The organism is Acinetobacter sp. TGL-Y2, from assembly GCF_001612555.1.
Classification (GTDB): Bacteria; Pseudomonadota; Gammaproteobacteria; order Pseudomonadales; family Moraxellaceae; genus Acinetobacter.
Genome location: NZ_CP015110.1, coordinates 3,361,690 through 3,383,728 on the forward strand (window position 1 = coordinate 3,361,690; position 22,039 = coordinate 3,383,728).

26 protein-coding genes and 1 pseudogene are annotated in these 22,039 nt (G+C 39.5%); 13 read left to right on the forward strand and 14 right to left on the reverse strand.

The genetic code is table 11. From position 1 onward, the window contains the following. Positions 1–369: 369 nt before the first annotated feature. The 3 genes from AMD27_RS16050 to AMD27_RS16060 all read right to left on the reverse strand — a co-directional run bounded on the left by AMD27_RS16050 (position 370) and on the right by AMD27_RS16060 (position 2,570). Entirely contained in the window at positions 370–1,491 is a 1,122-nt protein-coding gene (locus AMD27_RS16050) for a 5-(carboxyamino)imidazole ribonucleotide synthase (RefSeq protein WP_067662533.1), read from the reverse strand. A gap of 27 nt (positions 1,492–1,518) precedes the next feature. Beyond that, positions 1,519–2,031 carry a 5-(carboxyamino)imidazole ribonucleotide mutase gene (gene purE, locus AMD27_RS16055; RefSeq protein ID WP_067662536.1) on the reverse strand — a complete coding sequence of 171 codons (513 nt, stop codon included), beginning with the start codon at positions 2,029–2,031 and terminating at the stop codon, positions 1,519–1,521. 194 nt (positions 2,032–2,225) lie between these two features. Further along, the gene (locus AMD27_RS16060) at positions 2,226–2,570 is read right to left on the reverse strand and encodes a DMT family protein (RefSeq protein WP_067662539.1); all 345 of its coding nucleotides are present in this window, start codon (positions 2,568–2,570) and stop codon (positions 2,226–2,228) included. A gap of 252 nt (positions 2,571–2,822) precedes the next feature. Here AMD27_RS16060 and mpl point away from each other — a divergent pair, with 252 nt between their 5' ends. Next, on the forward strand, positions 2,823–4,187 hold the full coding sequence (gene mpl, locus AMD27_RS16065) for a UDP-N-acetylmuramate:L-alanyl-gamma-D-glutamyl-meso-diaminopimelate ligase (protein WP_067662542.1): 1,365 nt from the start codon (positions 2,823–2,825) through the stop codon (positions 4,185–4,187). 212 nt (positions 4,188–4,399) lie between these two features. On the opposite strand, the gene AMD27_RS16070 is transcribed toward mpl, so the two are convergent. Then, the gene (locus AMD27_RS16070; RefSeq protein WP_067662545.1) at positions 4,400–4,738 is read right to left on the reverse strand and encodes a BLUF domain-containing protein; all 339 of its coding nucleotides are present in this window, start codon (positions 4,736–4,738) and stop codon (positions 4,400–4,402) included. Between the two features lie 332 nt (positions 4,739–5,070). Here AMD27_RS16070 and AMD27_RS16075 point away from each other — a divergent pair, with 332 nt between their 5' ends. From AMD27_RS16075 to AMD27_RS19310, 5 genes and pseudogenes are all read left to right on the forward strand, one after another. Beyond that, positions 5,071–5,445: an IS630 transposase-related protein gene (locus tag AMD27_RS16075; RefSeq protein WP_067662548.1), complete on the forward strand. Its 375-nt coding sequence runs from the start codon at positions 5,071–5,073 to the stop codon at positions 5,443–5,445. A 68-nt stretch (positions 5,446–5,513) separates the two neighbouring features. Continuing rightward, positions 5,514–5,990: pseudogene (locus AMD27_RS19240) on the forward strand (transposase). Between the two features lie 120 nt (positions 5,991–6,110). Then, positions 6,111–6,506 carry a transposase family protein gene (locus tag AMD27_RS18930; RefSeq protein WP_067662552.1) on the forward strand — a complete coding sequence of 132 codons (396 nt, stop codon included), beginning with the start codon at positions 6,111–6,113 and terminating at the stop codon, positions 6,504–6,506. After that, entirely contained in the window at positions 6,454–6,753 is a 300-nt protein-coding gene (locus tag AMD27_RS19305; protein WP_212846453.1) for a transposase, read from the forward strand. The genes AMD27_RS18930 and AMD27_RS19305 overlap by 53 nt, the downstream gene beginning before the upstream one ends. Then, the gene (locus AMD27_RS19310) at positions 6,708–6,923 is read left to right on the forward strand and encodes a transposase family protein (RefSeq protein WP_212846454.1); all 216 of its coding nucleotides are present in this window, start codon (positions 6,708–6,710) and stop codon (positions 6,921–6,923) included. Before AMD27_RS19305 ends, AMD27_RS19310 begins: the two co-directional genes overlap by 46 nt. A 288-nt stretch (positions 6,924–7,211) precedes the next feature. Here AMD27_RS19310 and AMD27_RS16090 read toward each other — a convergent pair whose 3' ends face one another. Together AMD27_RS16090 and AMD27_RS16095 are read right to left on the reverse strand one after the other, a co-directional pair. Then, on the reverse strand, positions 7,212–7,496 hold the full coding sequence (locus AMD27_RS16090; RefSeq protein ID WP_067662554.1) for a GNAT family N-acetyltransferase: 285 nt from the start codon (positions 7,494–7,496) through the stop codon (positions 7,212–7,214). A 39-nt stretch (positions 7,497–7,535) separates the two neighbouring features. Continuing rightward, positions 7,536–7,823, reverse strand: a complete 288-nt coding sequence (locus tag AMD27_RS16095; protein ID WP_067662556.1) for a GNAT family N-acetyltransferase — start codon at positions 7,821–7,823, stop codon at positions 7,536–7,538. A gap of 203 nt (positions 7,824–8,026) precedes the next feature. Between AMD27_RS16095 and AMD27_RS16100 the strand changes: the two genes are divergently transcribed. The 3 genes from AMD27_RS16100 (at position 8,027) to AMD27_RS16110 (ending at position 10,976) form a co-directional block, all read left to right on the forward strand. Beyond that, complete coding sequence (locus AMD27_RS16100; protein WP_067662557.1) at positions 8,027–9,220, forward strand: sugar transporter; 1,194 nt, start codon at positions 8,027–8,029, stop codon at positions 9,218–9,220. A 322-nt stretch (positions 9,221–9,542) separates the two neighbouring features. Beyond that, positions 9,543–10,505: a TerC family protein gene (locus AMD27_RS16105; protein WP_067662560.1), complete on the forward strand. Its 963-nt coding sequence runs from the start codon at positions 9,543–9,545 to the stop codon at positions 10,503–10,505. Positions 10,506–10,580: 75 nt separating this feature from the next. Further along, positions 10,581–10,976, forward strand: coding sequence for a hypothetical protein (locus AMD27_RS16110; RefSeq protein ID WP_067662563.1), 396 nt, complete (start codon positions 10,581–10,583; stop codon positions 10,974–10,976). 1 nt (position 10,977) lies between these two features. Here the strand turns inward: AMD27_RS16110 and AMD27_RS16115 are convergent, their stop codons facing one another. After that, positions 10,978–11,472 carry a nucleotidyltransferase family protein gene (locus AMD27_RS16115; RefSeq protein WP_081406027.1) on the reverse strand — a complete coding sequence of 165 codons (495 nt, stop codon included), beginning with the start codon at positions 11,470–11,472 and terminating at the stop codon, positions 10,978–10,980. A gap of 203 nt (positions 11,473–11,675) precedes the next feature. On the opposite strand from AMD27_RS16115, the gene guaD reads away from it, so the two are divergent. From guaD to AMD27_RS16130, 3 genes are all read left to right on the forward strand, one after another. Then, positions 11,676–12,995: a guanine deaminase gene (gene guaD, locus AMD27_RS16120; RefSeq protein ID WP_067662570.1), complete on the forward strand. Its 1,320-nt coding sequence runs from the start codon at positions 11,676–11,678 to the stop codon at positions 12,993–12,995. A 247-nt stretch (positions 12,996–13,242) separates the two neighbouring features. Continuing rightward, positions 13,243–13,770, forward strand: coding sequence for a hypoxanthine phosphoribosyltransferase (gene hpt / locus AMD27_RS16125; protein ID WP_067662573.1), 528 nt, complete (start codon positions 13,243–13,245; stop codon positions 13,768–13,770). Between the two features lie 220 nt (positions 13,771–13,990). Next, on the forward strand, positions 13,991–14,242 hold the full coding sequence (locus AMD27_RS16130; protein WP_067662576.1) for a GlsB/YeaQ/YmgE family stress response membrane protein: 252 nt from the start codon (positions 13,991–13,993) through the stop codon (positions 14,240–14,242). A 127-nt stretch (positions 14,243–14,369) separates the two neighbouring features. Here the strand turns inward: AMD27_RS16130 and AMD27_RS16135 are convergent, their stop codons facing one another. Further along, positions 14,370–15,071 carry a DsbC family protein gene (locus AMD27_RS16135; RefSeq protein WP_416202824.1) on the reverse strand — a complete coding sequence of 234 codons (702 nt, stop codon included), beginning with the start codon at positions 15,069–15,071 and terminating at the stop codon, positions 14,370–14,372. Between the two features lie 193 nt (positions 15,072–15,264). Here AMD27_RS16135 and AMD27_RS16140 point away from each other — a divergent pair, with 193 nt between their 5' ends. Next, a complete protein-coding gene (locus AMD27_RS16140) occupies positions 15,265–16,521 on the forward strand; it encodes an MFS transporter (protein ID WP_150115791.1) in 1,257 nt (418 codons plus the stop codon). Positions 16,522–16,567: 46 nt separating this feature from the next. On the opposite strand, the gene AMD27_RS16145 is transcribed toward AMD27_RS16140, so the two are convergent. The 6 genes from AMD27_RS16145 to rpmH all read right to left on the reverse strand — a co-directional run bounded on the left by AMD27_RS16145 (position 16,568) and on the right by rpmH (position 21,498). Beyond that, positions 16,568–16,930 carry a NirD/YgiW/YdeI family stress tolerance protein gene (locus AMD27_RS16145; protein ID WP_067662582.1) on the reverse strand — a complete coding sequence of 121 codons (363 nt, stop codon included), beginning with the start codon at positions 16,928–16,930 and terminating at the stop codon, positions 16,568–16,570. A gap of 469 nt (positions 16,931–17,399) precedes the next feature. Then, positions 17,400–18,764 (reverse strand): tRNA uridine-5-carboxymethylaminomethyl(34) synthesis GTPase MnmE, encoded by a 1,365-nt coding sequence (mnmE, locus tag AMD27_RS16150; RefSeq protein WP_067662585.1) that lies wholly within the window; start codon positions 18,762–18,764, stop codon positions 17,400–17,402. Positions 18,765–18,845: 81 nt separating this feature from the next. Next, positions 18,846–20,603 carry a membrane protein insertase YidC gene (gene yidC, locus AMD27_RS16155; protein WP_067662588.1) on the reverse strand — a complete coding sequence of 586 codons (1,758 nt, stop codon included), beginning with the start codon at positions 20,601–20,603 and terminating at the stop codon, positions 18,846–18,848. 5 nt (positions 20,604–20,608) lie between these two features. After that, a complete protein-coding gene (gene yidD, locus AMD27_RS16160) occupies positions 20,609–20,929 on the reverse strand; it encodes a membrane protein insertion efficiency factor YidD (RefSeq protein ID WP_067662591.1) in 321 nt (106 codons plus the stop codon). Between the two features lie 9 nt (positions 20,930–20,938). Beyond that, positions 20,939–21,331, reverse strand: coding sequence for a ribonuclease P protein component (rnpA, locus tag AMD27_RS16165; protein ID WP_067662594.1), 393 nt, complete (start codon positions 21,329–21,331; stop codon positions 20,939–20,941). 32 nt (positions 21,332–21,363) lie between these two features. After that, on the reverse strand, positions 21,364–21,498 hold the full coding sequence (gene rpmH, locus AMD27_RS16170) for a 50S ribosomal protein L34 (protein WP_067662597.1): 135 nt from the start codon (positions 21,496–21,498) through the stop codon (positions 21,364–21,366). Positions 21,499–22,039: the final 541 nt, after the last annotated feature.

The window sequence follows — 22,039 nt, forward strand, 5'->3', positions numbered from 1 at the left end:
TTTTTTGAATTTAAAGTTTTAATCTTTAAATTCAAAGCTGCGATTTTATGAATTCAAAAACAATGAATTACTAGACTTTGAATTCAAACAATGGGTTTTTAAAGTTATATTTTGAGACTTTGAATTTAAAATGACGAAGCTTGAATTTTTAAATTCAAAGTTAAGTTGAAAACATTCGCGTGCTTCAATGCATTTTTATTTTTTTAAAGCGTCAAATATTTATTAACCATTGATCAAGTTAAATACAGATTTTTTCAAGCGCTTCCGACAAAAGGCATTCAATTTCAAAGAGGCGCAATCATGCCCGAAACACGGGCATTAAAAAAGCGACCACGGACGTGATCGCTTTTTTTAGAAGCAGTTTTGCGTTTAGATGATTATATCTTGAGTTAAAGCCAGTGGATTTGGCAAAATCGTTGCCAATTGTTGACACAGCGTGGTTAATTCAGCTGAATCTGTTGGCATTAATGTGATGTGTCCAATCTTACGACCCTCACGCTCGGTCTTGTTATACAAATGCAGATGTGCGCCATTTAAAGCCAAAACATCTTCAGATTTCGGATGTTGACCAATGATGTTCACCATCACTGTAGGGCGAATCACGTCAGTTGAACCCAGCGGTAAACCTGCCACAGCACGGACATGATTTTCAAATTGTGAGCAAACTGAACCTTCAATTGACCAATGCCCAGAGTTATGCACACGAGGCGCCATTTCATTGGCATATAAGCCTTTATCTGTGACAAACAGCTCAAGCGTCAACACGCCGACATAATTCAAATGATTGAGTAGGCGAGTGATGTAGTCTTGCGCCGCAGGTTGTAAGTCTGCGCTGTTTGGTGCAGGCACAATCGAATGCGATAAAATGCCATTATGGTGGTGGTTCTCCGCCAAAGGCCACGTTTTGACCTCACCATTTTGACCACGTACCGCAATGATCGACACTTCGCGCGAGAAGATCACAAAGCTTTCAGCAATCAGTGAACCTGCAGGACCAAGTTCCGCCCATGCTTGATCAATTTGATCGTGTTGACGCAGTACAAATTGTCCCTTACCGTCATAACCGCCAGTTGCGGTTTTTAAAACAATCGGTAGACCCAAATCTGTAATGGCTTGCTTTAAGTCTTCTAATGAATCAACTGCCTTATACGGCGCAACTGGAATATTGAGTTCATCAAACAAGGCTTTTTCAGACAGACGATGCTGCGCGATCGCTAAGGCTTGGCGTGGTGGATAGAGGTCTTTGCTTTTGCTCAATACATCAACATCAGCCAACGGCGTATTTTCAAACTCTAGACTAAAAACATCTGCACTTTGAATAAATTTAGCCAAGCCATTTTCAGCTTTGCTTGAAAACACCTGACCTAAAGCCGCGGAAGGGCAGTCTGTACTTGCTTCAAAGAAAGTACACTGAATATTGAGGGGTAATGCTGCCTGCGCCATCATGCGACCAAGCTGACCACCACCAAAAATACCAATGGTTTTATACATGAGGAATGTCCCCTAATAAGCTTGGTTCTAAATTTGACCTGGAATATTTTTGCTTGCGACTTTTTCAGTCTGTGCATCACGGAAATCTGCGACATTTTTTGCAATTTCAGGGCGAGTAAGACCCAAAATTTGCGCTGCCATAATCGCCGCATTGGTTGCACCAGCAGGACCAATTGCAAGCGTACCGACAGCAATACCCGCAGGCATCTGAACAATCGACAGCAATGAATCAACACCATTTAAAATAGATGATTTTACTGGAACACCCAATACAGGCAGGTCAGTCTTTGCGGCACACATCCCCGGTAAATGCGCTGCGCCACCTGCACCCGCAATAATCACTTGAATACCACGACCACGTGCTTGTTCAGCATATTCGAATAAACGATCTGGCGTACGGTGCGCGGAAACCACTTCAGCTTCAAAGGGTACGCCAAGCTGTTTCAACATATTGGCAGTGTGTTCGAGGGTTGCCCAGTCTGACTGAGAACCCATGATGATTCCAACGAGAGGTGTGTCTTGTGAAGCGGCCGCATTCATTGCAATGTTTCCAGAGATTAGTTAAGAGAGATAAATCTCGACTAGAGCCAAGCTTTAATAAGAGCCCTGTATTATAGACTGAAAATTCAACTTCATAAAATTTCAGTGCTTAAAACAAGGCTCGATTTTTATTATTTTTTTCTAGGATTTAGGAAAAGCCGCTTAAAAATTAAAATATCAAAAAATAATCACCGTTATGGCGTACGAAATACAAAATAAACACAACCACATAAGCATAGAGCAGCCCAAATATAATCAAGCTTAAACGGTTGTTTAAACATAAAAACCATAAAGGGAACAAAAACCAGTAGAGTAACCACTTCTTGTGTGATCTTCATTTGTCCGACAGCCCAACCATGTTGAGAGAGCATACGTGTAGCAGGAATCATCAAGCCATATTCAAACAGAGCAATCACCCAACTGAATAAAATGGCTTGCCAGAGCGGTGCATCATGCGGCAAAAATTTTAAATGACCATACCAAGCCAAAGTCATAAAACAATTGGCAATCACCAAAAGAAATAAAGGCCAAAACAACATCTAGAACATCTGCGCATCGAATTTCGCATATTTTACGTTCCTTTAATGAAATTCAGATAAATTGATTTGTTTTTTTTCAAAAAAATATGGTTTAAATATCTGTATACCAATAAATAAAACCCAGATAATCGATACAAGAAAAACTATCTTTTCCCTTAGACCCTTGCTATCGTTGGCTTTAATTCGAATTAATCACGACAACAGCACCAACAACAAAGTGATGTGTCAATAAAAGCAGTGGAGTTAGAAAACATGCACCTGCATATTTTGGGTATTTGTGGCACTTTTATGGGATCTTTGGCACTGCTTGCGCGTGACCTAGGTCATCAAGTGACAGGATCAGACGCAAACGTTTATCCACCCATGTCAACCCAACTTGAAAATGCAGGCATTACTTTAATGCAAGGTTATGACCGTAGTCATTTACAGCCCAATCCTGATTTAGTCATTGTGGGCAATGCCATGAAACGTGGGATTGACGCTGTGGAATATATGCTGGATCAAGGTTTAACTTATATTTCAGGGCCGCAGTTTTTAGCCGACCATGTATTACAAGGCAAGCACGTTTTAGGTGTGGCTGGTACACACGGTAAAACCACGACCACCACGATGCTGGCATGGGTACTGGATCAGGCAGGTTTAGAACCGGGCTTTTTAATTGGCGGTGTGCCATTAGGTTTTACTGAAAGTGCCCGTTTAGGTGGTGGTCAATATTTTTGTGTAGAAGCAGATGAATATGATTCTGCTTTCTTCGATAAGCGTTCGAAGTTTGTGCATTACCATCCGAAAACGGCTATTTTAAATAATCTTGAATTTGACCATGCCGATATTTTTGATGATTTGGCTGCCATTCAAAAACAGTTCCACCATTTAGTGCGTACTATTCCAAGCCAAGGTCGTATTATTGCGCCTGTGACAGAAAGTAATATTGATGAAGTATTAGAGCAGGGCTGTTGGACACCTGTGGTACGCACTTCTTTGGATGTACATGAAAACGCTGAAATCTATGCAGAGCAACTTTCTGCCGATGGTTCACATTTCAAAGTCCTCAAAAATGGGATTGTAAAAGGTACCGTGCAATGGAGCATGACAGGCCAGCATTCGGTTGCCAATGCTTTGGCGACGATTGCAGCGGCTGAGCATGTGGGTGTTTCGATTGAGACCGCCTGTAAAGCGCTCTCGAATTTTGGTGGCGTGAAGCGCCGTATGGAACTGCTTGATACCGTCAAGGGCATTGAAGTGTTCGATGACTTTGCACACCATCCGACTGCAATTGAAACGACTTTAGACGGTGCGCGTAAGCGTCTAGGTGAGCGTAAGCTTTGGGCAATTATTGAACCACGTTCGAACACTATGCGTATGGGCAGCCATAAAGATGGTTTGGCTTATTCTGCACGGTTGGCAGATGAAGTAATTTGGTACCAACCTGAAGGTTTGGACTGGGACTTACAACCTGTGATTGATGCTGCTCCAAATAAAGCCAAAGTTGCACGGACCTTAGATGACATTATTGAAACTGTGGTTCGAAGTGCAGGCGAGGGTGATGCCGTCGTCATCATGTCTAATGGTGGTTTTGGGGGGTTGCATCGTAAATTGATTGCGGCTTTACAAGAATAATATGACTGTAATGAAGCCCGCAAAGCGGGCTTTTTTATTTTTAAAAAAGGGAATTAAAATAATCTTAGAATCAAATTTAGAAGAAATTTTGATAACCTCTATTGTTCAAACCTATTGAATTTTTTGCGTGTTCATCACTGGCTTGAAGCTTGAACAATAGATCGATTAGATTCGCAATATTCTCCGAATCCAGATCATGCGGTACGAAATGATCAAAGCCTTTTTTTTTCAAAAAACTTAGCGACTTTTCCATGCTGATTGACATATTTCATCGACCATTGTGAAAAATGGCTTTTTCCAATCTCACGATCAGGAAAACGGTGAATATCATGATGATGAGAATCTTTGTAAATATTGTCAAATAGTGCTTTTACAACCTCTGATTCTCCCTCCAAACATTGAAAATAAATTCCTTCAGCATAATAAAGTACACCGTAAATATTTTGAGAACGATTAAAAGCACGAGCTTTGGCTAAAATTTCACTTAAATCCTGTAATAGATCATTTTGGAATTCAGTACGACGGCTTGCATAACAAAGTTGTAAAAGCATGCTCATTCTCTTTCTTATCATGAGTTGAAGATTAAAAAATAAAATTCACTCTGTTTGTTTTTTAATCAATTGTAATTTTTTTCTTACACGCGCTTATGTGTGAAACGTCTAATATTTAACTCTCCATAGTGATAAATTCAACAAAATTTAAATAAAAACCCATTTGATTTTTATTTATAGAGGAAGTCAGACGTTGAAAAAAATATCCATCACTCTTGGACTTCTATGCGTTTATTTGAGTCTAATGATTATATTAAGTAGATTGGGTATAACTGATATAGCTGCAATCCTATTTTAGGATACAATGATTAAAAATTCATTTGATCAAGATTATGCCTGAAATATATTCAGTGGATTTACGTGAAAAAGTCATGCAGTTTTATCAAGAAAACAATCACAAATCACACACATATAAAACTTTCAAAATATCTTGGACCACTTTGGATGACTGGATCTTTCTTCAGAACACTACTGGAGAATTGAAACAGCCTAAAATCAATGCAGGTCGACCCACTAAAATCAAGGATATGGACGTTTTCAAACACTTTGTTCAAACTACTGAATTTTCTCAAGTGAAAGATCTCATTCCTTTATTTGAACAAAAGTTTGGGTATCCAATCCTTTACTCAACCCTATTAAAAGCCATTCATAGGCTTGGTTGGACACGTAAAAAAAGAGTTTTCTCTACAAGCAAGCCGATAAAATAACAAGGGCTGTATTCAACTGGTTTCTTCCGCAATGGAAAGAGGAGTTTGGATAAGATCAGATTCTTTATATTGATGAATCTGGAATAAACACCACAGATACAGCGCAATGTGGTTGGTCTAGACTAGGCAGTCGTTGCCCTGCTTTAAAATTGGGTGGTCATGGGAAAAGATTAAGTATCATCAGTGCTGTGAGGTCTAATTCGGCATATGAGTTCCTTTACCCTTTGGTTTTTTCAAGATTCATGCGATCGAGCAATGTTCACGGGATGGCTGAGATATCTACTTGAAAATTTAACTAAAATAATCAGGATAAGACCAAGAGGCATCTGCTGATTCTAGATAACGCTTCGATTCATAAGAATGGGAATATCAAAAAACCAGCCACAGACTTTAACTGTAGAATCATGTGCTTGCCTGCTTACAGTCCAGACTTAAACCCAATTGAAAAAGCATGGTCAGTGCTAAAATCCAAAGTCAAAAATATCGCTGTCCGGTTAGACAAAACGATAGAAGAAGCACTCGATTTGGGTTTGAAGGAAATGTAGCTTAAAATTTAAATCCAGCTATACCATAAATATTAGATCTCTTTCATAAATCAAAAAGTGACCATTCTTTTGGTCAATATTTGCACTCCGGATTTCTTGGCATTGGTGCATAATCTACGGATGAAATACATCGATTCAAAAAAGCTTTCTGATTATCAGTTCAAGCGATATACAGGCATCTCATGGTCAACCTTCTATTCAATGGTTGAGCAATTGAAAATGAATATCCCTGCCAAGGGCAGACCACCCAAGTTAAGCTTGGAAGATCAGGTTCTGCTCTGTCTTAGTTATTGGCGGGAATACCGAACTTTATTTCACGTTGCGACGAGTTATGGGGTTTCAGAGCCGACAGCTTCAAGAATTGTACGTCATGTTGAAGAATGCCTGATTCAGTCTAAATTGTTTAATTTACCCAAAGCTTTACCCGAAGGCGGAGGCATTGACTGGAATGTTGTGATCGTGGATGCCACAGAAATTCCAATACAAAGACCCAAAAAAACAGAAGAAAAGCTATAGCGGTAAGAAAAAGACGCACACCTTTAAAGTACAGGCCATAATTCACTATAAAACTCAGCAAATTCTGAGTTTGTGTAGTAGTCGCAGTGCAGTACATGATTTCGAGCTATTCAAACGAAATTTAAAGCAGATACCTTTAGGGGCTTTCATCCTTGTAGATAAAGGCTATCAAGGGATTTATATTGTGTATTCTATCGCCTGTTGCCATTCAAAGCCAAAAGGCGCTGTAAACTGGATCCTGAACTAAAACGTTATAATCGTGAAATCAATAAAAGAAGAATCGGAATTGAGCCTGTATTCGGCAGTTTAAAAAAGTTTAAGATTCTTTCGGAACGTTATCGAAACCGAGGCAAAAGATTGGGCTTGAGATTCAATTTAATTGCTGGAATTTATAACTTTGAGCTGAGTAAAAAATGATTTATGAAAGAAGTCTATTATTATTTCATCTATTTTACTTGGTTCTGCAATGTATTTGCTCATCTATAAAACACATTACTTAATGCTCAGTATAACCATAATAACTTTTATCTTTGTTTTAGCGCAAGACTATATATCTATACCTGTAATGTTGAGTAGTCTACTCTTTGGTTATATCACCGTTCATTACTTTAAAACTCGAAAAAGACGCAACGAACGCGCTCGGCGTCGACCTTTAAATGAAAATAGAGAGTTTCTTAACTAAAGAATCTATCTGATTGTAAGCTATCAATAAAAAACATCCGCCAAAGTTTTATCCCGTCTAAACATCACTTCAACATATGAACATGTGGGAATGATTTTTAAATTTTTCTCACGTGCAAAAGCAACCAACACGTCCAGCAACTGACGAGCAACACCTTGCCCTCGCAAGGCATCATCAACCCAAGTATGATTGGCAATCACCTGATGCTCACCACGCCAGACATAGCTGATTTCTGCAATTCGCTGAGCCTGTTCATTCACAGCAAAGAATTCACCCTGTTGACCATCATCTTGATGTTGGAACTGCATCGATCACCTATATTTTATCATTGAGTAAAGCACTATCATTTAAACGAATAATACATCATGAATAGATTCGTCTTTATCAAATACAGACTTAGCGAAAGGACAGAGGGGTAAAATTTTAACATTTTTTTCGCGTGCCAATTCGACTGCACGATCTACCAATTTACGACCTACATTTTGACCACGAAGCTCATCACTCACTTGGGTATGATCAATAATAAATTTGTCTGTTCCGGCCCAAGAATATGTCATTTCAGCCAAATGCTGACCCTCTTCACCAATATAAAATTCGCCTTTAGCACCATTATCTCTATGTTTAATTTCAAACATTTTTATATTCCTAAAATTTTTCTTAATGTAGAAAGTGCCACGTTTGCTTTTTTAACACTGTTAAATTTTATTATCAATTTTTAACAGCAGCGAACGATCATCTGCGCAGTCACTTTAACAGCGCCTCCTATAAATCAGATCAAGTCTTAACACAGCAAAATTTAAGCCCTAAAATACCTGCACACTTTTATAAGCAACCATTCATGACCCTATCTACAACTGAACCTCTACAAGATCCCACACGTCAGTGGATTAGTGTCATTAGTTTAGCCTTCGCGGCATTTATTTTTAATACCACTGAATTTATTCCTGTCGCACTGCTCAGTGACATTGGGGCAAGTTTTGGCATGCCTTCAACCGATGTCGGGATCATGATTACACTATACGCATGGGTGGTCGCACCGATTTCACTGCCGATTATGCTGCTGACTAAAAATATTGAAAGACGTTCTCTATTGTTGGTTCTATTCGCGGTATTTATTGTGAGTCATCTATTATCCTATATGGCATGGAATTTTAATGTGCTCATGGCAAGTCGGATTGGGATCGCGTTTTCACATGCGTTATTCTGGGCCATTACCGCATCTTTGGCCCTTCGGGTTGCACCTAAAGGTAAACAATTTCAAGCCTTGGGACTGTTAGCGACAGGAACAGCCCTTGCCATGGTGCTGGGTATTCCTTTAGGTCGAATGATTGGTGAGATTTATGGCTGGCGTAATACTTTTGGCTTAATTGGACTCTGTGCTGCGATGATTTGTCTGGTTTTAGCGTTGAGCCTGCCTAAACTTCCAAGTCTAAACTCAGGTTCACTCAGCAGTTTAAAAGTATTTATTAGACGTCCGAGTCTAATGATTGTATTTGCACTAACCATGATCATGATTACCGCGCAATTTACCGCGTATAGTTATATTGAGCCTTTCACCTTGAATATTGCACAGTTTAGCTCATCTCAAACCACAACCTTGTTATTGGTCTTTGGTGGTGCGGGACTCATTGGTTCATATCTGTTTGGCAAGTTAGGTGCGAAATTCCCTAAACTTTTTATTCCATTGAGTTGCATAACTTTGGCAATCGCTATGTTAATGCTACTGCCATTTTCAGGTTCTGTTTTTAACTTGACTACGTTGAGCCTATTATGGGGAATGAGCATTATTGTGTTGAGTCTGGCGCTTCAAGCCAAGACTTTAAATCTGGCTTCAGATGCAACTGATGTGGCCATGGCGATTTACTCTGGGCTTTATAATGTCGGTATTGGCGCGGGTGCGCTACTCGGTGGTTATGTCAGTATTAACTATGGTTTAAGTTATATTGGAATTTTTGGCGGAGTTTTGGCCGTATTAGGCACATTCTTGGCTTTAATCTTGATTCAAAGAACGGATTTTATCAAAACAACCTAAATTCAGACAAAATTTGCACAATTCAAAGAAATATGCGATTCTTGAGACACTTTAGAAATATTCAATATTTCTTCAAAATTTATGTTGAACAAGGGGAGTAGCCTCCTTCAAGCACAGCATTAAAAATGTTTAGATTTTTAATGCTGTGCGTCGGAATATCGTCATTACGCTTTGAAAAAAGTCGGTATCCGAGCATCTAAAATGCGCTTTTAGTGCGGTTTAGATGTAGGCAAGACCTTGATCATGTTGTTTCAGATGTTTATATCATCTGGCGACTGGTCAAGGTTTTTTTATGGCCGTTTGTCAGATGTAGAGGATGATTATGGAATCTATTGGCAATCTTTGGCTGTATCTGGCATTTTTCGGCATTGTGACCATTATGCTGGTCATCGACTTCTTGGGCTTTAAGCAAAAAGAAGGGCAAGATGTAAAATTAAAAACAGCAGCATATTGGAGTGTGGCATGGATCACCGTGGCCAGTTTATTTGGGGGTGGTTTATGGCTGTACTTAAAACAAACGGCGGGTGTAGACATTGCAAACAGCAAAGTCATGGAATACTTCGCAGGTTATTTGTTAGAAAAATCCCTCGCGATTGATAACGTATTTGTCTGGCTGATGATTTTCGCTGCATTTGCGATTCCTCCTGCGCTGCAACGCCAATTACTGCTTTATGGCGTACTGGGCGCGATTATTTTAAGAACCATCTTTATTTTTATTGGCGCATGGTTCGTTCAAGAGTTCTCTTGGATTCTTTATATTTTCGGTGCTTTTCTGGTTTATACAGGATTTAAATTCCTCAAAGGACAAGATGATGATCCAAATATTGAAGACATGGCGATTCTTAAATGGCTACGCAAACACATGCGCATTACGCCGCAGCTTGAAGGTAATAAATTCTTTGTGCGTCAAAATGGCGTACTGTGGGCAACGCCCTTGTTTTTGGTGCTGATTTTGGTGGAAGCATCAGATGTGATTTTTGCAGTTGATTCTATTCCTGCGATCTTCGCCGTGACTTCAGATCCGTTTATTGTACTGACAGCAAACCTGATGGCGATTTTAGGACTGCGTGCGATGTTCTTCTTGCTCTCTGGTGCGGCGTCGAAAATGCATTACCTACCTTATGGTTTAGGTTTGATCTTGGTGTTTATCGGTTTCAAAATGCTGATGCTTGACGTATTCCATATGCCTATCTGGATTTCGCTGGGCTTTATCGTGATTACCCTTGCAATCACCGCAATCCTGTCTATTCGTCATAGTAAGAAATATAAAGAAACCACTTTGTAATAAAAGCTATAGAAAAGCCTTCCTTTCGGAGGGCTTTTCTAAGTTTAATAAAATCACTTCAATGGACTTAATAAAATGATGAATAATCCATGTTTAACTGTAAATTTTAAAACTAAAAAAGTATGTCTTGATGGCAAAGAAATTTCATTAGAAAATTTATCGAGTGGTAATTTTAATGCCGAATTTAATACAAATTCTAATGAATGGCATATCAAAAGTGATTTTACTTTTTATAGTCATGTTGGAGATAGAATTATCATTAAATCGAATTTAAGTTTCGCAATCATTTTTTGGAGAGACGAAGGTCATCTTCTCGATGCAAGTATCATCAAAAAACTAAAATCTAAAAAATACGATTTGAATCTTAAAACTCACCATAATTCAAAAGTATCAATCTTGAATTCGGCTTGGGATGATGCATATTTTGATTTTGATATCCGTTATAACTTAATTTCCCTCACTCTAAAATAAATCACTCAACCCATTTCAACTTCGGCCATTTTTTCAAAAACCTTTTTGATGCTAGACGATCTGCAAAGACTCCACGTGAAACCAAAGCATCGTTCCAGCGTAGTTTTAGCTCGAATAAATCATCTAGACCAAATGGCGCAATCATGTCTAAATCGTTATTTTCCAAAAGACGAATCGCTACAGCCGTTGCAGTTTCAGGCCATAAAGAGAGTGCATGTTCAATTGACGTCAGCGGTGGAATAAAAGCCCCTGTATCTGTTTGGTACCACAAATGTACTTTTGCTTGATTGGTAATATCCCACTTGATATCTGGAAATGTCTTTTTCAGTTTTTGTTGAATGTGTTTTGCTACATGGCCTACATCTTTTTCATCATAAAAAATCACATCAATTTCAGTCTGATCTAAAGAGAAGGATTGATCATGTAAATGCGCCCAAACTGTGTTACGAATGACGCCTGCAGCAAGATAGGCTTGGGGTGCAAATGTCTTCAGCATTTTTAAAATATCTATAATTTTTTCATTTTTTATTAAAAGATCTTTTAATTCAGAAGAATAAAGCTCTTCTATTTTTTCCACGTTAAATTTTCTCGATTTTATGGTGATCTGTCATTGTAAATGAAAAAGAATATCGGACGAATCATGGAAGAGTTTATTTTTTAAGTTACAATCAACCGAAAAAATAAATACGCAGGTTTAAAATGTCTTCTGTAGTTGTATCGACAGCAATTCGTGGTCGCTTCTTAGATATTCAGAATACGGTAGCCCAAGCGCGTGAAATTCACGACCAAGTGCGTTATATAGAAGATGGTTTACTCATCTGCCAAGCAGGTAAAATCCAGTGGTTTGGCACTTGGCAAGATGGTCAAAAACAGCTTCCTCAAGACATAGATATTCAGCACTATCCAGATCAACTCATTGTTCCTGGTTTTATTGATACCCATATTCATTTTCCACAAACAGAAATGGTTGGGGCATACGGCGAACAACTTTTAGAGTGGCTCAACACCTATACCTTCCCAACAGAATTGCAATTTGCAGACAAAGCTTATGCAGACCAAATTGCGCATTTCTTTGTCAATGAACTGCTTAAAAACGGCACCACCACCGCATTGGTATTTTGCACGGTTCACCCGCAATCCGTAAATGCGTTGTTTGAAGCAGCAGAGCGTCATGACATGCGCTTGATCGCTGGTAAAGTCATGATGGATCGTCATGCACCAGAGGGTCTATGTGATACTGCGGACACGTCGTATACCGACTCAAAAGCATTGATTGAAAAATGGCATGGCAAAGGACGTAATCTTTATGCCATCACACCACGTTTTGCACCGACCTCCACACCAGAGCAACTCGAAAAAGCAGGTCAGCTCAAAGCTGAATATCCAGATGTCTATGTGCATACCCATTTAAGTGAAAACAAAAATGAAATCGCATGGGTCAAAGATTTATTCCCTGCGCAAAACGGTTATTTGGATGTCTATCATCATTATGGTTTGACGGGTTCGCGTTCCGTTTTTGCACACTGCGTGCATTTAGAAGATGCGGAGTGGGATTGCATGCATGCCACAGATTCTGCCATCGCCTTTTGCCCGACCTCCAACCTATTTTTAGGCAGTGGTTTATTTCCACTGCAAAAAACATGGGACAAACAAGTTAAAGTCGGTTTAGGCACAGATATTGGGGCAGGGACGTCATTTAATCAACTACAAACGGTAAGTGAAGCTTATAAAGTTCAGCAGCTACAGGGCAACAAGTTGTCTGCCTTTGAATCGCTGTATCATGCCACTTTAGGTGGGGCTAAAGCTTTGCATTTGGATGACAAGTTGGGCAACTTTAATGTCGGGAAGGAAGCTGATTTTGTGGTGCTGAATTTGAATGCAACCGCGCTACAGACACTGCGCCAACAACGTGCTAAAAACATAGAAGATGCCTTATTTGCGTTGTTCACCATGGGTGATGATCGCAACATTCAAGCAACCTATATTTTTGGACAAAAAGCCTATGACCAATCCGTCTGATTCAAAGCTTAATTCAAAGTCTGAATCAAAAAAAACCTCAACGAAAAAATATCTTTTGATCGGTGGGGTATTTGTCTTTTGTGCATTGCTTTTAAAACGTGATGCCCACTAGATCAGCAATACTTACATATTCTATGAGTAAAAGTGATGCATCTCATTTAGATATGTTTTAAAATTACCGCATATTACAGGTGTTGCAAGTCAACGCCTTTTTTAATTTTTGAATTGTTGTTTTAGGTATCTACCCATGACCATTGAAATGAAGGTAATGATTTCTGCAGAAGAAATTCATGCAAAAGTTTTGGAGCTTGGTAAACAAATTGATGCTCACTATGCAAACAGTGACAAGGAATTGGTGCTGATCGGCCTACTTCGTGGTTCTGTGATTTTTATGGCAGATCTTTGCCGCGCGATTGCGAAGCCCCATGAACTCGACTTCATGACCGTTTCAAGTTATGCGGGTGGAACAACGTCTTCACGTGATGTAAAAATTCTAAAAGATCTTGACGGTGAAATCCGTGGTAAAGATGTTTTAGTGATTGAAGATATTATTGATTCGGGCAATACATTAAGTAAAGTTTTAGAAATTTTGGAAACTCGTCAACCGAACTCAATTCAACTGTGTACTTTGGTGAGTAAGCCTTCACGCCGTGAAATTGATCTTGATGTTCAATTTTTAGGTTTTGAAGTCGAAGATAAATTTATTGTGGGTTATGGTCTCGATTACGATCAAAAATATCGTCACATTCCATTTATTGGTGAAATTGGACTATGAAGGTTAAACCGTAATAGCCATCAACCATAATATCCAAACATCAAGCGACTTCGGTCGCTTTTTTTAACGTTGGATTTTCCTGTCCTCGACATCAGGAACAAAACATATACAATAAATAGCAAATGGCCTCTTTTTAAATTTAGCTTGATCGTCAATGCTTTAGTAAGCATCTGACTTCTATTTCTAGATCTAAACCGAAAAGAACAACAAGGAGAATCATATGTTTTCATTGCTAGGCGCGATTGTGATTGGGTTCATTGCAGGTTTAATTGCACGCGCGATTCACCCTGGAGACGATAAACTGGGTTTTATCATGACCACGGTACTGGGTATTGTCGGGGCTTTATTGGCGACTTACGGTGGACGTCTGCTGGGGCTTTATCCCGAAGGTTCCTCTGCGGGGTTCATTGCCTCTGTGATTGGTGCAATTGTCGTGTTGTTCATTTACAACATGATTGCGAAAAGAACCTAATCTACATTACATAAAATATTGTTTTTCATGACAACGCACCTTTGAAGGTGCGTTGTCATTTTTAAAGGAAGCTTTTCTAAAACTCAAATTAGGCTTGTAAAACCTTTGATTCATTCAATTAAAATAATTATAGCCCCAATTCTTTCCAAATTTTTTCAATCTCTTGCGCAGGATAGGCACCCGTGACTTTAAAACCATTTGAGAAAATAATCACAGGCGTGCCTTGTAAGCCGAGTTTTTTTCCTAGAGCAAGATTACGTTCAATCGGATTGGCACAGTCGCTAGTTCCAGTCGGTTGAATGGATTTCTGAATTAAGTTTTTCCAAGTAAATTCTTTATTGGCAGAACACCAGACTTTTTTTGCAGGGATGATGGACTGATTTTTAATGGGGTATAGAAAGGTATATACGGTCACGTCGTTGAGTTTGGCTAAATGACCTTCAAGAACCTTACAATATGGGCAATTTGGGTCAGAAAAGATCGCGAGTTGGCGCTTCCCATTCCCCCGTACAGATTTAATCGCATCATCAAGTGGCAACTGTTTAAAGTCGACTGAATTTTGATGAATCAAGAGACTTTGTGTCAGATTTTGCTGATCTTTCAAACGAATCATTGAACCCAAAAATAGATGCTGGGCATCTTCATTCACATACACCACTTGCTTATCCAAAGTCCCGCTATATAGACCCTGCATTTCTGTGGCTTGTATATTGGTGATTTGAATATTGGGATAATTTGTCGCAAGCTTTGTTTTTACCGTCGCAACATTGGCAAAACTCAAGCTTGAGAAAAGTGCTGCACAGGCAATTGCGGCGATTTTTTTTGCAATCATATTGAGTTATACATTCATCTATTTGCTTTTATTCTAATCTTAAACGATGGGATATTCTTTAAATTATCTTATCAGCTGTGTGTGACTTATGTTTCACGTGAAACCTTTAAATGACCAACCAGGTAGAGCTGGTTATTTTACTGGAAATGAATTGACCATTATTTTGATAGGTCTTACTCTTGATCACACAATGTTAAATTCTATCTTGCCCGAAACGCATAGAAAAAACTCACCCATATTAAATCAGAAATTTATGAATCTATCCTTATGGCGACCTTTTATATTAGTTAGCCTCGCCTTATGTATTGGAACCATTGGAACAGCTTTAGCCAGCCCGCTTTACCCAATCTACCAAAAATTGTGGCAACTCATGCCCAGCGATATTACTTTAATTTTTGTGTCGTATATGTTCGGCTGCCTGACCACATTACTATTTTTAGGCAGAACCAGTAACACCATTGGCTATATCAAAACCATGCAAGTGGGTTTGGTGTTTATCATTATCGGTTTGGTTTTTTCAATCTTCGCATCCAATGCACTTTGGCTATGCATCGGGCGTTTTATTATTGGTATTGCCTCTGGTTTAATGACCACATCTGCATTATTGGGTTTAATTCAAACCGTTCCTGAAAGTCATAAGCATATTGCACCTCAGCTCAGTTCTATAATCACTGCCATTGGTTTTGGTTTGGGTCCATTGATCGGGGGCTTAATTGCACAGTTTTCAGAAGCACCACTGGTGACCCCTTATATTCCCGTTGTGATTGGATCGGTCTTTTGCTTGATCAGTCTTTTTTTTCTAAAAGCAGATCATTTCAAAGCGCAAGCCTTTAGTTTTGCACCTAAACTGTTACGCCCAGAGCAAAAGCATCACGCTCAGTTCTGGATTATTTGCTTAGCTGCTTTTTGTATTTTTGCTGCATTTAGTTTATTTGCATCTTTATCACCTTCATTTTTAAAAGATATTTTACCTTGGCATGGACCATTGGTCAGTGGTATTGCCATCACCAGTATTTTATTTATCTCTGCAACGGTGCAGTATTTTTCACGCGCCATCAAACCGACGAAAAGTCTGAGTTATGGCTTGATCATGGCTGTATTGAGCTTGGTCATGCTTGCACTGTGTATGTGGCTTAAAGTGAGTGTGCTGTTTTTGATCAGTGATGTTTTGTTTGGTATTGGACATGGTTTGACATTACTTGGCGCTTTCGGTTTAATCCATAGCATGAGTACACCTGACAATCGTGCAGCGATCATGTCAACGTATCTGTTTGTGGGTTATTTGGGTACGATCGTTCCGATTATTGCCGTGGGATATTTGGCAGATCATTTTGGTTTAAGTGTAGGCGTGCTCATCTTCTGTATGTGCATGGGTTTGATGTTTGCAGTGCTTTGGATACGTCATACACAAATAATTCAATTGAACCTAAAAAATCAGCCTCATTAGGCTGATTTTTATATGTACGTCATATCACTTTAAAATGAGTTTTAAATTACTTTAAAAGTTCAATTTTAAGGACCTCTATATCAGTGGGCTTTTCGCGGTGCGTATCGACCTCACCATAAACTTTGACTTTCGTACCCGCCTTGAGCTGCTTCACTGTGGCTAAGTCTTCATCAATTTCGACAGGAATCGAGCCAGTATTGTCCTTTAACTCGAAATGATCATCTTTGATATGGCGCACAATGGTGCCTGTCACACTCACCGGGGTCTCATCATTGGCTTTAATTGCGCCTGCAACAGTGCTCAGATTTTTGCTCGCTTCAGCAATAATGGTTTGATCAGACTTGCCAGCCCACACATTGGCCGTTAAACCCAAGAGCAGGGCAGTCAATAGAAACGGTGTTTTTTTCATTTTTCTTCTCATCAAAAAGGAGACTGAACCATCTTATAAAGTATCTGCCGTTAAGTATATAAAACTTACCAAAGCATTACGCAAAGTCTAAAAAAGCTGACATATGGCATTGTTCTATTAACTTCAAATGAAACTTAGTCGTCCTTAGTTTTTAAAAATACAATATCGTAGATAAACTGCATATCTTGCTCTGAAAAACTCTTACACATTAAAACGCATTAACGTCTCAAGGCTCAATAATGATTTTAGAGATGATAGAATTATTTAGCGCCAATAAAAGCAAAAAAGTCCGCGATTAAACGGACTTTTTATAGCAAAACTTACAATGTTGAAAGTTTTAGAAGATAAACTTAGACCACTGATCCGAAATGGTGATCATTGTCTTAATATCACTATATAAAACAATTAAATACTAAGCTATCACAATGAATTCTTAGGCTCTTTCCAAAAAGATTTACTATGAAAGGGGCTACTTTCCGATACAAAACGATCCGAAAATTTCACCCAGCAAATCATCTGCACTAAAGTCACCGGTAATTTCACCCAGTACATTTTGAGCCAGTCTCAGTGACTCAGCCACCAACTCACCCGCTTGATAGACGGTAAGCTGCTCATGTGCTTCTGCCAAATATGCCTGAGTGCGCTTCATTGCGTCCAAATGGCGGGTTCTCGCAATAAAGGTATCCTCCTCGGGTTGAAAGCCTGCATGCGCTGTAATCGTATCTATCAGCGCATGAACGCCTGTTTCTTGCTTGGCAGACACCGTCACATGGCGAAAACCTTGAACATCACTGAGTTCTGCTGCTTGATCCGTTAAATCACATTTATTGGCAATCAAGATTAAACGTTTAGCATCGATATGCTCTGCAAAGTAATTTTGCGCCAATTGTAGGGGGTCTTCGCCTTGGCTTAGGTCATACACCAAAAGCAACAGATCAGCATTTTCAATTTCTTTAATGGCGCGGCGAATACCTTCTTTTTCGACCACATCTCCTGTTTCACGTAAACCAGCAGTGTCGGTCAAGGTCATGGGAAGACCATTTAAACTGATTTTTTCATGCAATACATCACGTGTTGTCCCTGCAATATCCGTGACAATCGCACGGTCCACACCAGCCAATGCATTGAGTAAACTGGATTTACCTGCATTGGGCTTACCTGCAATTACCACCTGTAAACCTTCACGTAAAAGCTGGCCTTGACGTGCAGATTGTTGTACTGCGCCGACAGATTTTTGTACACCTTCAAGCAGTGCCAATATTTTTCCATCAGCCAAAAAGTCTATTTCCTCTTCTGGAAAATCAATTGCAGCTTCAACATGTAAACGTAAGTGAATCAATTGCTCTAAAACTGCATTTACTTTATTTGAAAATGCGCCCTGTAAAGAACGCACCGCAGAACGTGCAGCAGCTTGAGATGTGGCATCAATTAAGTCCGCAATGGCCTCGGCTTGTACCAAATCCATTTTGCCATTTTCAAAAGCACGCATGGAAAATTCACCGGCTTTTGCAGCTATGGCTCCGAGTTCAAACAAACGCGCCAGCAAGGCATTTTGAATCACAGGACCACCATGACCTTGTAGCTCAACCACATCTTCACCGGTAAATGAATGCGGATTTGGGAAGCAAATAGCTAAGCCCTCATCCATGACTTCACCGAAAGCATCATAGAAATAACGAAATCCGGCATAACGCGGCTTGTCTAAAGGTTTTTGCGTTAATGCCTCAGCAATGGCATACGCCTTTGGACCAGACAGACGAATCACCCCGACGCCACCACGACCGGGCGGTGTTGCAATGGCAGCAATGGTGGTTTGAGTCAAAGGGGTGTGCATGAACGTATCTCAAATAAAGGCAAAAAAAATCCGCTTAAGGATATCACCTTAAGCGGATCGATTCAGCTACAACAACACAGACTAGCTGGTTGGTGGAGTTTCTTCGGCTGTATTGACACGTGATTTTGCAACATTTTTGTTGATCATACTTTGTTGCAAGATGGTGATACTGTTGTTGACAATCCAGTACAACACCAAGCCTGAAGGGAAGAACAACATAAATACTGTGAAAATGATCGGCATAAACTTGAACACTTTCGCTTGCATTGGGTCAGCAGGCTGTGGGTTCAATGATTGCTGAACAAACATGGTCACACCCATCAACAACGGCAAGATAAACCATGGATCCATTGCAGATAAATCTTGAATCCAACCGAGCCAAGGTGCATGACGAAGTTCAACCGATTCCATCAATACCCAATACAGCGCAAGGAAGATTGGCATTTGAAGAAGAAGTGGTAAACAACCAGACAATGGGTTCACTTGCTCGCGTTTGTAAAGCGCCATCATTTCTTGAGAGAAACGCATACGGTCTTCACCAAACTCTTCTTTCATACGCTGCATTTCAGGTGCAATCACACGCATTTTCGCCATTGAGCGATAGCTCTTAGACGACAATGGCCAAAGAATCAATTTCACCAGAACCGTCAATAAAATAATTGACCAACCCCAGTTGCCCACAATGCCATGGAAGAATTGCAAACCTAAGAACAATAGTTTAGCAATTGGCCATAACCAACCGTAATCTACAGTTTGGTTTAAACCCACCGCCAAGTCTTTTAATTCAGATTGAATTTTTGGACCTGAATAGAAGGTTGCGTCCACAGTCATGGTTTTGCCTGCAGGAACATTGATCGTTGGAGACGTAAAACCAATGATGTTCATACCATCAGCAGATTTACGTGATTCCAACTTCGCAGAATACGGCTGTGTACCAAAATGACCTGGAATCCAAGCACTCACGAAGTAATGTTGAACCATAGCAACCCAACCACCTTTGGCCTCTGTGCTCAACTTCTCTTCTGTAAAGTTATCAAACTTTAACTTGTTATAGTGTTCATCTGGTGTACCCCAAGCGCCACCTAGGTAAGTTCCAAGGGTAAAGATCCCTTGATCCGATTTACCTGGATCGTCTGAATTATCACGTTTGATTTGACCAAACATCTGACCTTGCCAGTTTTGCGCGCTACGGTTCACAACCTGATAGCTCACATTGACTGGGTAATTACCTTCTTTGAAAGTAAAGGTCTTAATAATTTCTACGCCATCAGCAGTTTTCAATACCATAGGTACTGACAACACTTTTTCAGCTTGACCTTCTTTCGTTTGAGAAGATTTTGCATCTGCTAATGTATAGCTCGATTTTTCAAATTCGTAACTAGGGCGACCACTGCGGCTACTGTCTGGTCCATTTAAACCAATCAGGCCTGACTGAGCGACATAGGTTCTTTTTTCATCATTTTCAAGCATAACAAATGATTGATCACTGTCTTTGCTCTTGTCATGATTCAAAAGTTCAATACGAACGATATCGCCACCTTTTGGACTAATCCAAAGATGATATACATCAGTCTGAACTGAAATCAATTGTTGATTTACAGGTGCTGGAGCAGCTGTATTTTGTTGTGCAGCAGCAATATTTGCTTGCGGAATGTCTGTCACAACCGCGGCTGTTTCGCTATTTGGCAAATCTGCAGATACATCATGCGCAACCACTGCAGCCGGCTTTGGCTGAACGGCAGTTTCGGCATGACCATAATCTTTTTGCCAAGCTAAAATAAGCAAATATGCGGTGACGAACATGGCCCCGAGAATTGCAAATCTGGCCCATTGTTGCATATCGTTTACCCCAAATGGTTAGAGTGATTTTGGTTCAAAAAACGCTCACGCAAGGGTACAGGAACGTGAGTCATTTGAGAATCTATTTGCTGAAATGAAATAAAACGAATTGCTTTTTTCGGAACAGGATCGTAACCACTTCCACCCCAAGGGTGACATCGACAGACACGCTTCGTTGCATACCAGACACCTTTCATCGAGCCGTGCGTATGGATTGCTTCTAGCGAATATTGAGAACAAGTTGGAATATAACGACAACGAGGTCCAAGGAGCGGACTAATCGCAATTTGATAGAAACGAATCAACCAATGCAATATACGAACCATTGGCCACCTCTAATTTTGAGGAGAGGAAATAGATATTTTTTGATGTTTTTTTACAAGACGCTGAAGCTTTTGCCACGCAAATTGTAACTGTTGATGCAATTCAGCATTAGGCACTGCTTCTATACCGACTTTTGGCATAACCACAATATCCAATACATCTAGTTGTTGCTGATGTAAGCGAAAGCTTTCACGAGCAATACGTTTTATTCGATTTCTTTCGTGCGCACGGCGCACTTTTTTCTTGGCAACAACAATTCCTAAACGGCTTTTCGGCTGTTCAGTGCATTTTGCAAGAAAGAGGAAATGGGGTTGATGCACTTTAAAAAGCGCACCATCAAATACACCTTTGTAATCTGCAGCACATCGGATTCTCACCTCTGGACTGAAACTATAAAGTGTCATAACACCCATATCGTCGATAAGACTAACTGCGATTAAACAGTTAGGCTTTGCCGACCTTTTGCACGACGACGAGCTAAAACTTGACGACCTGCTTTAGTAGCCATACGTGCGCGGAAACCATGAACGCGTTTGCGCTTTAATTCAGATGGTTGGAAAGTACGTTTCATATCGAAACTCCAAAATTGGTGTTCTATAAAGGTTCGCGATTGTATTGTGCATTCTTTGTTCTGTCAAGAATTAACAGTTTTTGTTACATCGTTTCTAGGATGATCTTTTTTTGTTTAAAAATAATCCTAAATAGCCTCTAATTCTATTACTCACAGCTTAAATGCTTGTTTTATAAAAGCTATATAAGATATCTACAACAATATCCTCAGAGTTATCCATAGGTCTATTGTTTTTAACTGAATATCAATTGGTTTGAATTTAAATTTAAATTATGCAGTTTATCCCCAGATTTCTTTGTTGTAGTATATAAATTCAAATTTATAAATTTAAGTTTATTATTATTAGAAGCTGTTTTTTCTGTGGAAATCTCTATATTTTAAAATTAAATCATCGTGTTATCTTGTGAATAACCCTGTCTTTATGATGCGCATGTTTTGCGGATAACTTTGAGGTTTTATTTATCCACAGCTTGTGGAAAAGCTTATCCACATGCGATTTAAATTTAAAATTTCAAATTTAAATTCATTCTTTTGCTGTTTT

Bases quoted from the DNA above. Each gene is read 5' to 3' on its own strand.
- AMD27_RS18930 (WP_067662552.1), top strand. From the start codon at position 6,111: ATGAAATACATCGATTCAAAAAAGCTTTCTGATTATCAGTTCAAGCGA.
- AMD27_RS16140 (WP_150115791.1), top strand. From the start codon at position 15,265: ATGTTAAATTCTATCTTGCCCGAAACGCATAGAAAAAACTCACCCATA.
- AMD27_RS16105 (WP_067662560.1), top strand. From the start codon at position 9,543: ATGGAATCTATTGGCAATCTTTGGCTGTATCTGGCATTTTTCGGCATT.
- AMD27_RS16090 (WP_067662554.1), bottom strand. From the start codon at position 7,496: ATGCAGTTCCAACATCAAGATGATGGTCAACAGGGTGAATTCTTTGCT.
- AMD27_RS16100 (WP_067662557.1), top strand. From the start codon at position 8,027: ATGACCCTATCTACAACTGAACCTCTACAAGATCCCACACGTCAGTGG.
- AMD27_RS16095 (WP_067662556.1), bottom strand. From the start codon at position 7,823: ATGTTTGAAATTAAACATAGAGATAATGGTGCTAAAGGCGAATTTTAT.
- hpt (WP_067662573.1), top strand. From the start codon at position 13,243: ATGACCATTGAAATGAAGGTAATGATTTCTGCAGAAGAAATTCATGCA.
- yidD (WP_067662591.1), bottom strand. From the start codon at position 20,929: ATGGTTCGTATATTGCATTGGTTGATTCGTTTCTATCAAATTGCGATT.
- yidC (WP_067662588.1), bottom strand. From the start codon at position 20,603: ATGCAACAATGGGCCAGATTTGCAATTCTCGGGGCCATGTTCGTCACC.
- AMD27_RS19305 (WP_212846453.1), top strand. From the start codon at position 6,454: ATGCCACAGAAATTCCAATACAAAGACCCAAAAAAACAGAAGAAAAGC.
- mpl (WP_067662542.1), top strand. From the start codon at position 2,823: ATGCACCTGCATATTTTGGGTATTTGTGGCACTTTTATGGGATCTTTG.
- guaD (WP_067662570.1), top strand. From the start codon at position 11,676: ATGTCTTCTGTAGTTGTATCGACAGCAATTCGTGGTCGCTTCTTAGAT.
- AMD27_RS16060 (WP_067662539.1), bottom strand. From the start codon at position 2,570: ATGTTGTTTTGGCCTTTATTTCTTTTGGTGATTGCCAATTGTTTTATG.
- AMD27_RS16075 (WP_067662548.1), top strand. From the start codon at position 5,071: ATGCCTGAAATATATTCAGTGGATTTACGTGAAAAAGTCATGCAGTTT.
- AMD27_RS16050 (WP_067662533.1), bottom strand. From the start codon at position 1,491: ATGTATAAAACCATTGGTATTTTTGGTGGTGGTCAGCTTGGTCGCATG.
- mnmE (WP_067662585.1), bottom strand. From the start codon at position 18,764: ATGCACACCCCTTTGACTCAAACCACCATTGCTGCCATTGCAACACCG.
- rnpA (WP_067662594.1), bottom strand. From the start codon at position 21,331: ATGACACTTTATAGTTTCAGTCCAGAGGTGAGAATCCGATGTGCTGCA.
- AMD27_RS16110 (WP_067662563.1), top strand. From the start codon at position 10,581: ATGATGAATAATCCATGTTTAACTGTAAATTTTAAAACTAAAAAAGTA.
- AMD27_RS16130 (WP_067662576.1), top strand. From the start codon at position 13,991: ATGTTTTCATTGCTAGGCGCGATTGTGATTGGGTTCATTGCAGGTTTA.
- rpmH (WP_067662597.1), bottom strand. From the start codon at position 21,498: ATGAAACGTACTTTCCAACCATCTGAATTAAAGCGCAAACGCGTTCAT.
- AMD27_RS16145 (WP_067662582.1), bottom strand. From the start codon at position 16,930: ATGAAAAAAACACCGTTTCTATTGACTGCCCTGCTCTTGGGTTTAACG.
- purE (WP_067662536.1), bottom strand. From the start codon at position 2,031: ATGAATGCGGCCGCTTCACAAGACACACCTCTCGTTGGAATCATCATG.
- AMD27_RS16115 (WP_081406027.1), bottom strand. From the start codon at position 11,472: ATGCTGAAGACATTTGCACCCCAAGCCTATCTTGCTGCAGGCGTCATT.
- AMD27_RS16070 (WP_067662545.1), bottom strand. From the start codon at position 4,738: ATGCTTTTACAACTTTGTTATGCAAGCCGTCGTACTGAATTCCAAAAT.